We start from the raw sequence: 9,790 nt of genomic DNA, 5'->3' as shown, positions 1-9,790 counted from the left end.
CCGACTGCGACCAAAAGTAGTCACAGCTGTCATATCGGGTCATATCGAAAGCTGTGCGGCAGGGGGCCGACCGGGGTATATACGGCCCTGCTTGGTGCTCCGTCAGAATGTGAAGCGGCTCGAAGACCAGGCAGATTGAATGACCATTAGCCCTCCCGGATGATCTGCTGACGCCTCCTCACCCCTTGCCTGCTGCGTGTCGCTACGAAAGCCATGACCGATCCGTGGTACGGGGGTGGCAGCGCCAAAGCCCGACGACACCAACATCCCACCGGGCTGCGCGTCCTCAGCCGCCTCACCAGGACCGCGTCCCGCACGCACAACCAGACCGCCACCGCCCTCAACGACTTCGTCCCCGTCGCCGTCGCGATCGGAGTCCGCGTCCGACTGCGGGGAGTGGGTGGTTGCACTCGTCAACGGAGGGCCGCTTCTCCGGCGAGCCGTGTCGGTGGGCGTTCTTGGTTACAGTCCGCAGGAGCCGCGGTCGAGGTGGAAGTAGTGGGCGTTGGCCCAGCGGCACAGCCGGATACCGACGGTGACGCCGAGGATGGTGACCAGCGCGGGCAGGTATCCGCCGGCGAGTTGGACGAGCGGTATTGCCGGGCAGCCGCCGGAGATCGCCCAGCCGGTACCGAACAGGACTGCGCCGGGGATCACGCCGACGTGGATACGCCCCGGGGCGCGGGGGACCCGCAGCAGGGCGAATGCGCAGACGATGATCACGACGGCGCCGGCGAAGGACAGGAGCATGCGCAGGTCCTGGAAGGTGAACATGCGGTTCAGCTCGGCGTAGTCGCCGAAGCCGATGTTGGAGACGGTGTAGCCGAGAGTGAGGCCGGTGAGGATGTTGGCCACGAGAATCGCGCCCCGGGTACGCATCAGATCACCTTCCACAGCAGGAACGACACCGCGACGGCGGTGCCGAAGAACACGGCCGTCGCAACCAGGCTGACCGGGCGCAGACGGCCGCAGCCGCTGAGTCCGTGGCCGGAGCTACACCCGCCGGCCAGCCGGGTGCCGAAGCCGACCAGTACGCCTCCGACGAACAGCAGGACGACCATGGTGGTCGGATTGGCGGTGACCACGTTCCTGAATCCCGGGCCCATGTCGAGGCGGAGGCGGAACCGCCCGGAGGTGACCGCCGCGATCAGTCCACCGAAGAAGATCGATACCAGCAGGGCAGCCTGGGTGGCCAGCGGGGCCGGTCCCGTCCCCGAAGTGCCCTCACTCACCGTCGGTTCGGCGTCCGTTTCGACCAGTTGTGGTGTCGTGTAGGGAACCGGCGTCACAGTGGGTGCGGCGGGGCTGGTGCCGAAGTGCTCTGCTGTGGCTGCGGCGAGAGCGTCAGCGAGGGCATGCTCGTCGGTGAACTCCTCGTCCATCCGCTCGAGGCGGCGCTCCCTGCGCCAGTGCAACACGCGATCCCACGCGGACGACACCCCGAAAGACCGGTCCGTGGCGAGGGTGTAGTTGATGGTGATCAGAGCGAGCCCGGCAGCGCCGGCCCACCAGGGCCAGTAGCCGCTCATGCGGGGCCTCCCATCCATTCGGTGAATCGCGCCCACCAGCCGCGCTTTGAGCCGGGTCCATGCTCCGTGTGTCGAGATGGGTGGTCTGGAGGCTGGGGAAACGGTGGCGGTGGTGACGGTCGGTAATGCGAGACCGGTATCGTCGGAGATGCCGCCCGGAACTGAGCCATGGCCTCGGGTGTCGCGACCACTGGTTTTGACGGCTCTGGTGGCCAGGCAGATGCCGGATGCGACCAGGTTGCGCTCTGCGGCGGCCAGGGATTGTGTTGTGGTGGGGAGGCCTGCTGGGCTTCCTGCACCGGGCCGGCGGCGCCGGCCCGGTCCTGGCCGGTGGGCGGGTCTTCAAGGTGTCGCGCGCGGGCACCGTTGGGCAGCAGGCTGATCGGCACCCGCTCGCCGGTGAGTGACACCTGGTAGCGCGCACAGCCGAGCCACTGATCCTCGCTGTCGCAGTAGTAGTCGCGCCAACCTTGCAAGCTCGCCCTGAGCAAGGGGAAAAGGGGGCATCCTGCGGCGTGCGAGCAACTCACGTTGCTCCCTTCTGACCGGCGCACACCACCTGTTCCATGAGGGCGGTTGCCGTTCTCGGTCTCTCGCCCGCGCCGCGCCCGGGTCGACCATCTCAATGGGCGCGGTGATGGCCTGTCACGATACGGAGCAGTGCCTTCCTTTCTCGACCGGGCGAGATGGAACCATTGTTTCGGTGTCCCGAGCAACTTCAGGGGGATTCCGGACGTGACCGCTTGACATCGCTGAGTGAGGTACGCCATGCGATATCGGGGCGTTACGCACCCTCACGGCTGTTCTTTCTGTCGGCGGGAGTTAGTTGTTCGTGGAGATAGTGCGCGGATTGGGGTTGGTTATGGCGAAAATGTGAATTCGACCGTGACGAAACTGTTGATATTACTGGTCCGTTAATGAGGGCGCCGAGGAAGGGGAATCATGTGCCGACGAGCTGTCTGTCAGTCGTGCCGGAAGGTGACCTATGAGGGCTGCGGGAGACACGTGGAGCATGTGCTCGCCGGCGTGCCGACGGCTCAGCGGTGCAGGTGTGAGCCGGCGGAACGCAACCCCGTACCGGCAGGGGAGCCGATGACTCGAACGGAGCCGGAGCCGGGCCGGCTGGGTGGGGCGGTGCGACGCACACACAATCCTCGACGCGTGGACGGTTCGGCGGGCCGGTCGGAGGACGGCTGGCGGACGCGGCTCATCGCGTGGATGAAAAGCCCAGCGTGAAGTAATCCGCATGCACTGCAGCGTTAAGCCGGCGTCTGTGATGCCCCAAATATGGCTGCTTGTATGGGAACTTGGCCGCATGTTCGCACGCCGGGGCAATTTTCCGGACGGAATGGATGAGTGCGATTCGGGTACCGCAACAGCCCCCGGCTGCCGGTACTCGCGTAATTCGTGACCAAGTCATGAAGGAGAACATGGCGCTCCTTCATAGAGTTGTCGGTGTCGCAACGGTTCCCATTCCCCTGTGACACTCCTGACCTGCGGCGCGCTGTTCGAAGTGACCCCGCGCGGGGTCATGGCGCCCATCCTCCGGGGGGAGGCTCTGCAGGCGCCGACGTGCTGGGGCAGGTTCGGTTCCCCCCGTGCCGGGCCTGCCCCTCTTACAGCTCGGAGAGCCGGGTGGTGTTGGGTGCTCCAGGGGTGTGACGGCCCGGCACTCCGGTGCGCTGTACAAGTGTCTCCTGGGACCCAGGGGCCTCGTGGCACCTGCTCGCCCCCAAATTCTGAGCGGGTAGTCGCGCAATGAGGGGCAGGCGGGTGAACCCCCATCATCTGCCTGCCCCATGCGCACCCCGGCGCCCGGTCCGAGGGGGAGCGTGCATCGGCTCACCGGGCCCGGGGGAACAAGGAGCAACACGATGATCGGGGTGGGTGTGCGGGGTCTGCTGGCGGACCGCTATGAGCTGCAGGAGCTGCTGGGACGCGGCGCGATGGGCGAGGTGTGGCGGGCCTGCGACCACCTTCTCGGGCGGCCCGTGGCCGTCAAACTGCTGCATGCCCAGGAGGCGGAGGACGCCGAGCGGTTCCGCCTGGAGGCGCAGATCGCGGCCCGGCTCAACCACCCCAACGTCGTGGGCATGTACGACTTCGGCTCCCACCATGACCAGCCCCACCTGGTCATGGAACTCGTCGACGGCTGGAACCTGGCTCAGGAACGCTCCCTGCGCCGCGTCCTGCCCTGGGCCGAGGCGGCGGCCATCACGGCCCAGGCGGCCGCCGGCCTCTGCGCGGCACACCAACAGGGCGTGGTCCACCGGGACGTCAAACCCGCGAATGTGATGCTGAATACCGACCGCACGGTGAAGATCACCGACTTCGGCATCGCACGCTTCGCCGAGGAGGCCGCCAGCGGCCTGACCGCCACAGGCAAGATCATCGGCACCGCCGACTACCTGGCTCCCGAACGCGCGTTGGGCCGTCCCGCGCAGCCCGCGTCCGACGTCTACTCCCTCGGTTGTGTCCTGTACGAACTGCTCACCGGGCGGCCTCCGTTCACTGGAGCCACGTCACTGGCCGTGGTCCAGCAGCACGTCAGTGCCACACCACAACCGCCCGACCGCCTGCACCCCGGCATACCGCAGCCGCTCTCCGACTACGTGCTGCACATGCTCGCGAAGGACCCGGCCCACCGGCCCACCGCCGAGCAGGCAGCCGCCTGGCTGGCCGCGCAGAGCGGAACGCCGCGGCCGGCCGAGCCCGACGGCACCTCCCTCATGCCCGCCCCGGCAATTCCGTCGACTTCAGCCCCGCACGCCGGTGAATCCGGCGCGGGCACCCACTCCCGCTCCAGCAGTCGCCGCAAACTGGCCTCCAAAGCCGTTCTCGGCGGCGCCGGCCTCGCGCTGTTCGCCGGCGCCACCGCTCTCGGCGCCTCGCTCAATTCCGGCGCCACGACACCTACGTCTCCAGCCTCTCCCTCACCCACGCGCATCGCACCAACACCCGCCGGACGGACCCCTGCCACGACGCCGTCGCCTGCCCCTCCGTCCGCCATGACGTCACCCAGGCCGGAGCGCGGCGGCGACAAGAGCGGCGAGTGGTCAGGCAAGCACAATGACGGGACAGGAGGAAAAGGACGGCAACGGCACTTGGGTGACTGAGCCGCTGGGAGATGCCACGTACAGCCGTGAGGGCAGACAGAAGCGAGGACTGACGAAGGCCTTCAAGTAGGCCGTTGGATGGCGTCCCGTGCTCGGCTTCCGATTGCGGCTGGGCCGAGAAGCACGCCGAGCGCACCCGCGTGCACGCCACCGGTGGTGAGCGGGCCGAGATCACCGCCGTCTGGCTGCACCACGGCCTCTACACGGTCACCGTCATGCCGGCCGCCGGCGGCTACCTCGACCTCGCCACCGTGTACCGGAACATGGTCAAAGAACTCGTTGTCACCGGCACGTACAAAACCCTGTACGTGATGGTGAAGGGTGGCGGCTGAGTATTCGGCTCCCACCTCGTCGACGGTGCCCTCCAGGCCGTGGGCCTCACCACCGGGCCGTCCCCTCCCGGCTGTTCTGCCCGCAGATCGTCAGCGACACGGGCGCTCACTGCGGCACCGATCACACCAGCAGCCGGGCCGCAGCCCGGTGCAGCGCCCTTCCGTCCAGGGCCGCCTGATCCCCATGGTGCGCAGCACGGCTGTGTCAACGGCGGCGGCCTCGGGGGGCTTGCCGCGGTCAGGCGAGGGCGCCCCGGAGATAGCCCGGCAGGGCTTGGCGGATGGCGGGGTCTGCCGTCCAGCCATGGCCCGTGAGTTGACTGGGTGTGGTGATGGACTGGCTGCCGTTGTCGGTGCGGACGATGACACGGAACGTTTCACCCCTGGTGGGCCGCTCGGCAAGGTATGCGGCCAGGACGGTCCGACCCCACTCGGCGGGGTCCGCGCCGGTTGTCGCGCGGCCGTAGTCTTTGCAGATCCATACGCGGCTGAACGGCTCGTGCATCTGGATCTCCCACCTCAAGCAGCGGGGCATGTCTTCGCGGATCACGACCGCGATCATGCCCCCCGAGCGGACCTCACATACCGTTACCTACGGGTACTGGCTGGAATCGCGCCTTGTCCACGGCCGAGACGGCCGGTTTGGCTCTGCGCAGATGCGCTGCCACCCGCGCGGGGATAGAACAGGCTCACTGAGTGGACGTTAAGTCCGATCTTTCTCGGTTCGTGATCGCTCGATCGTGGTACTGATCGTCGTGCAGACCTCCTGCTGGGCATGTTCATGTTGAGATGCGGGGCATGGAGCGAGAGCCGTATCCGAGTGACTTAGCGGACGAGCAGTGGGCGTTGATCGAGCCGGTGATCACAGCCTGGAAGCAGGACAGAGTGGCGCGGTCGGGGACCGGGGATCCCGGGTCCTGCGACCTCCGGGAGGTCGTGAACGCGATCTTCTATCAGAATCGGACGGGCTGTCAGTGGCGCTAACTGCCCCACGACTTGCCGGCCTGGTCGGCGGTGTTCTCCTACTTCGGTCTGTGGCGCGAGGACGGGCTCGACCAGCGGATCCAGGAACTTCTGCGCTGCCGGGTGCGGGAGAGAGCGCGACGATTAGAGGACCCGTCCCTCGGGATCATCGGCACCCAGGCCGTTCGCGCGGCCGCGGGTGTTCCGAAGACCACGACGGGACTGGACGCCAACAAGAAGGTGTCGGGGCGCAAGCGAGGGCTGGCCGTCGACGTTCTGGGGCTGATCATCGGCGTCGTGGTGCCGGCCGCATCCGCCCACGACAACACCGCCGGCACCGCCCTGCTCGACCAGACCGCCGGACGCTGCGGGATGCGAATGCGTCGTCCGGGCAGCCGCACTCAGCGGCGATGTACGCGCCCCGGCGCAGGCCGGGGCGCGGACCGAAGTATTGATCGGATAACCAGGCTGCGAGTGGGGTAGGACGGACGTCGGGCGCGTTACGTAGTTGGCCCCATCTCACCAGGCCGGGGTTTCCCGCCGAGAACGAAGGACAACAGCATGGCCAGCGGCACCGTGAAGTGGTTCAACGCCGAGAAGGGCTTCGGCTTCATCGCCCAGGACGGCGGACCGGACGTCTTCGCGCACTACTCCAACATCCAGGGCAACGGATACCGGGAACTGGTTGAGGGAGAGACCGTCACCTTCGACGTCACCCAAGGCCAGAAGGGCCCCCAGGCCGAGAACATCGTCCGCGGCGGCTGACGCCCGACCCGAGTCCCGCATGATCCACCATGTAGAGTGGCATCGCCGACGCGGGGTGGAGCAGCTCGGTAGCTCGCTGGGCTCATAACCCAGAGGCCGCAGGTTCAAATCCTGTCCCCGCTACCAGAAGAAGGGGCCCGCAACCGCGGGTCCCTTCTGCGTTGCCCTCGTCGAATCACGCGAGCCGCGAGAGCACGTGCCGGCACATGAGCCGGGGAAGCGGCGGGCACCGACTTCAAACGCCCGGGAGGTGTCTCTCCCGGATGGTCGGGGACAGACACCTCCGGTGTGTGGCACACGCGGTATTGCGGGTCGGATGGGCGCGGTGAGCTGCCGGCTGACTGAGTGCCCGCTGCCGGGGATCAGCGCGGCCCGCACAGGACGGCATGGAAGACCAGATCGGCGCCCTGGGCCTGGTCCTCAACGCCCTCGTGCTGTTCACCGCGCGGTACATGGACGCCGCGGTGAACCAGCTTCGGGCGGACGGCTTCGACGTCCGCGACGAGGACGTGGCACGCCTCTCGCCGCTCGTGCGGCACCACATCAACATACTTGGCCGGTACTCATTCCAGCTTCCCGACCTGCCTGGCCGGATGTGGCCCCTGCGCCAACCCGGCGCGCATGAGGAGGAGCGGCCTCAGGGTTTGACCCGGGCGAGTGGTTCGTCTGATGGCGATCGGGCATCCTGGGCCTTAGGGGGGATGCAGTGCTGTCTCGTCAACTAGTCATACGGTTTTGCGCAGTTGCGCTAGCTCTTGCTGCCGCTGTCGTAGCTGTAGTCGTCGCGGGGGTGGAGAAGTGGGTTCTGACGGCGGTCCTCGCGGGTGCGAGCGCGGCCGTCACAGGACTCGTCACCCGCAACGTCGACAAGGTCATCACGCGTGGCGGCGAGGCGGTGCTGGCCCGGACACCGGAAGATCCCATCACCGTTCACGCTTCCCAGCCTCCTCGCATCCAAGGGTACATAGGCCCTCTGCCACCGACCACGGAGCGATGGCGCGACTCCGCCAACGTCGTGGAACTATACGATGCAGTCGTCCACCTGATCGTCGAGGCCGCCGGTGACCGGACAGCGATCATCAACAAACTAGACGTGCGCATGGAGTCGTGCGACGCTCCTCCGCACGTCAGTCACCTCGCTGGGCCTCCACTTGCCGCCCCGATGTCCCCCCGGCAACTGCGAGAGTTCCGCGTGAGCCTCAACGTGGGACTCCCTGCGAACGCCACCGAGCCGGCGCCCGCGCCGAGACCTGCCGATGGCGTACCGGACTTCCCCTACACGGTCACACCCCTCGATCCCGATCACTTCTTCATCCATGTGACCACCGAAGAGCCAGGCGACTTCCGGTGGCGCATCGGCGTGCACTGGATCTGCAATGGAAAGTCCGGGGTCGTAGTCACCGATCTGCACGGACAGCCCTTCCGCGTCGTGCGCCCCGAGCCCCGGTCGCGCTCGTAGCAGTGAGCCAGGAAACTTCAAGCCGCTGCTCAGCGCCTGCTGTCACCGGGCGCGAGCAGGCTGGTGCCTTCGGCGATCGCCTCCGCCGAGGGGTGGAAGGCCGCAGACGTATCGATCGCGGAGTTCGGCATCAGCCGCGCGTAGGCGTACCGGCTCCTGGACGTTGCCCGCGCCCTGGCCGCGATCCACGGAGCCGTCGCCGCCGGCACCGAGACGTCTCGCACGCGAGACAACCACCCCGGCCGCCGCGGCCGCGCTCGACTACGGCCTGTCCCAGCGCGCCCTGCCCGCTGTCTCCGGCCGCACGGACGCCGTCGCGGAGCTGACCCGCCGACTCGCCACGCTCGCCCACAGGGGCCTCCAGCCCCTCGATGAGCCGACGGTGCGCGCGGTCGTCCGACAGTCCGTCCGCGACGTCAGCACCGCCCCACCCCCAGCAACCGCCGATCCGACGCAGGATGCCGCGCCCGCCGAACTCCGCCGCGCCGTCGAGCAACTCGCCGCCAACACGTACGCGATCGGGGAGCTGATGCTCGAAGTCGCGCCGGCCTACCTGTCCGACGCCTACGCGACCGACGTCCTGGCGCTGCTGTGCGAGGAGATCGGCTTGCCCATCGAGCACGGCTTCGCCGCCCGCCGCTACGCGATGTCCGGCGACCGCCGCGCCCTGCACGGCACCGTCCTCAGACCGCCATCGCTCGCGGACACCTGGCTCCTGCTGTGAGCCACACACCCTGTTTTCCCAGGTGGGCGGGGTGTGCTGTGAGGCTGTCAGGTGTGAGGCCAAGGCCTGCGGCGAGGACCTGGTGCTGCTCCTGGTAGTGGTGCTGATCGGATGGCCGCAGGGCGACGTCGTGGATGCAGCGCAGCATTTGCATGGCCCGCGGAGCACTCTGACGGGGACCCGGGCAAGGTCAGGGCGCCCGTTCCTGGCATAGGCTCCTTGAGACCACCAAGATCGCGTCCGTGATTACGGACCGGTCCCATCCCAAGGAGGTTCCATGCCCATCGTCGTTGCCACCCTCCGGACCAAGCCCGGCCGCCGGGAGGACGTGCTCGCGGCATTCCGCCGGCACGCTGCCGCCGTGCATGCTGAGCCCGGCTGCTTGCTCTACGCCGCCCATGCCGGCGAGGACCGGGTCACCGTCGTGGAGAACTGGGCCGACCAGGCCGCTCTCGACGCCCACTCGGCCGGGCCGGTGCTGGCCGCGCTGGGCGGGGAGATCGCGGACGCGCTGGCCGGCCCCACGGACGTCGCGGTGCTGGAGCCGGTTCCCGCTGGTGAGCCGGAAAAAGGTCAGCTGCCGAACATCTGAGCCGGGCCTGCCCACCAGCACGGGCCCGTCGTCAGCGGCCGCCGCCAGGTCGCGGCCCTGAACATCAGTCGACTCGGAGAACCTGGTTGGGCAGTGCGCAGCAGGGTCAGGGCGTCGCGGTTGTCGGCGTGGGTGACGTGTGGATCGCGCCCAGGATCGACCCGCCGATGAGCTCGAAGTCGCGCCGGTCTACAGCGCCCGGACGCCCGCCCGGTCGGTGCCCTCGTTCGGACCTTCCCGCTGCCGACCGCCCGGTCAGGAACCAGCCGTAACGGCACCGAGTACCGTGGACGCCGGCGACCGGTGAGCG

Annotated in this window: 9 protein-coding genes, 1 tRNA gene and 2 pseudogenes; 9 read left to right on the top strand and 3 right to left on the bottom strand. The window is 68.1% G+C overall.

Annotated features, from left to right (window positions below):
• Positions 1 to 462 precede the first annotated feature (462 nt).
• Complete coding sequence (locus tag ACZ4MF_RS48200) at positions 463 to 879, bottom strand: YeeE/YedE thiosulfate transporter family protein (protein WP_467500709.1); 417 nt, start codon at positions 877 to 879, stop codon at positions 463 to 465.
• Positions 879 to 1,529 (bottom strand): YeeE/YedE family protein, encoded by a 651-nt coding sequence (locus ACZ4MF_RS48195; protein ID WP_467500707.1) that lies wholly within the window; start codon positions 1,527 to 1,529, stop codon positions 879 to 881. Before ACZ4MF_RS48195 ends, ACZ4MF_RS48200 begins: the two co-directional genes overlap by 1 nt.
• 1,874 nt (positions 1,530 to 3,403) lie before the next feature.
• On the opposite strand from ACZ4MF_RS48195, the gene ACZ4MF_RS48190 reads away from it, so the two are divergent.
• Positions 3,404 to 4,645 carry a protein kinase domain-containing protein gene (locus ACZ4MF_RS48190; protein ID WP_467500705.1) on the top strand — a complete coding sequence of 414 codons (1,242 nt, stop codon included), beginning with the start codon at positions 3,404 to 3,406 and terminating at the stop codon, positions 4,643 to 4,645.
• Positions 4,646 to 4,719: 74 nt separating this feature from the next.
• Positions 4,720 to 4,977 carry a hypothetical protein gene (locus ACZ4MF_RS48185; RefSeq protein WP_467500703.1) on the top strand — a complete coding sequence of 86 codons (258 nt, stop codon included), beginning with the start codon at positions 4,720 to 4,722 and terminating at the stop codon, positions 4,975 to 4,977.
• Positions 4,978 to 5,215: 238 nt separating this feature from the next.
• Here the strand turns inward: ACZ4MF_RS48185 and ACZ4MF_RS48180 are convergent, their stop codons facing one another.
• Entirely contained in the window at positions 5,216 to 5,539 is a 324-nt protein-coding gene (locus ACZ4MF_RS48180; protein WP_467500701.1) for a hypothetical protein, read from the bottom strand.
• Positions 5,540 to 5,775: 236 nt separating this feature from the next.
• Here ACZ4MF_RS48180 and ACZ4MF_RS48175 point away from each other — a divergent pair.
• The 7 genes and pseudogenes from ACZ4MF_RS48175 to ACZ4MF_RS48145 all read left to right on the top strand — a co-directional run.
• Positions 5,776 to 6,327: pseudogene (locus ACZ4MF_RS48175) on the top strand (IS5 family transposase); the annotation flags it as partial.
• Between the two features lie 174 nt (positions 6,328 to 6,501).
• Positions 6,502 to 6,705, top strand: coding sequence for a cold-shock protein (locus ACZ4MF_RS48170; RefSeq protein ID WP_467500699.1), 204 nt, complete (start codon positions 6,502 to 6,504; stop codon positions 6,703 to 6,705).
• A 49-nt stretch (positions 6,706 to 6,754) separates the two neighbouring features.
• Positions 6,755 to 6,831, top strand: a tRNA-Met gene (locus tag ACZ4MF_RS48165).
• Positions 6,832 to 7,082: 251 nt separating this feature from the next.
• Positions 7,083 to 7,337: pseudogene (locus ACZ4MF_RS48160) on the top strand (Tn3 family transposase); the annotation flags it as partial.
• A 158-nt stretch (positions 7,338 to 7,495) separates the two neighbouring features.
• Positions 7,496 to 8,164 (top strand): hypothetical protein, encoded by a 669-nt coding sequence (locus tag ACZ4MF_RS48155; RefSeq protein WP_467500697.1) that lies wholly within the window; start codon positions 7,496 to 7,498, stop codon positions 8,162 to 8,164.
• 163 nt (positions 8,165 to 8,327) lie between these two features.
• Positions 8,328 to 8,888 carry a hypothetical protein gene (locus tag ACZ4MF_RS48150; RefSeq protein ID WP_467500695.1) on the top strand — a complete coding sequence of 187 codons (561 nt, stop codon included), beginning with the start codon at positions 8,328 to 8,330 and terminating at the stop codon, positions 8,886 to 8,888.
• 277 nt (positions 8,889 to 9,165) lie between these two features.
• Entirely contained in the window at positions 9,166 to 9,480 is a 315-nt protein-coding gene (locus ACZ4MF_RS48145) for a putative quinol monooxygenase (protein WP_467500693.1), read from the top strand.
• The last annotated feature ends 310 nt before the right edge of the window (positions 9,481 to 9,790 follow it).

The organism is Streptomyces sp. NPDC025793 (genome assembly GCF_055558375.1).
The sequence above is the reverse complement of the archived record's forward strand: the minus strand, read 5'-3'. Positions and strand labels throughout refer to the sequence as shown.

Excerpts from the sequence above, each read along its gene's own strand:
- ACZ4MF_RS48190 (WP_467500705.1), top strand. The coding sequence starts at position 3,404 with ATGATCGGGGTGGGTGTGCGGGGTCTGCTGGCGGACCGCTATGAGCTG.
- ACZ4MF_RS48145 (WP_467500693.1), top strand. The coding sequence starts at position 9,166 with ATGCCCATCGTCGTTGCCACCCTCCGGACCAAGCCCGGCCGCCGGGAG.
- ACZ4MF_RS48200 (WP_467500709.1), bottom strand. The coding sequence starts at position 879 with ATGCGTACCCGGGGCGCGATTCTCGTGGCCAACATCCTCACCGGCCTC.
- ACZ4MF_RS48180 (WP_467500701.1), bottom strand. The coding sequence starts at position 5,539 with ATGATCGCGGTCGTGATCCGCGAAGACATGCCCCGCTGCTTGAGGTGG.
- ACZ4MF_RS48170 (WP_467500699.1), top strand. The coding sequence starts at position 6,502 with ATGGCCAGCGGCACCGTGAAGTGGTTCAACGCCGAGAAGGGCTTCGGC.
- ACZ4MF_RS48195 (WP_467500707.1), bottom strand. The coding sequence starts at position 1,529 with ATGAGCGGCTACTGGCCCTGGTGGGCCGGCGCTGCCGGGCTCGCTCTG.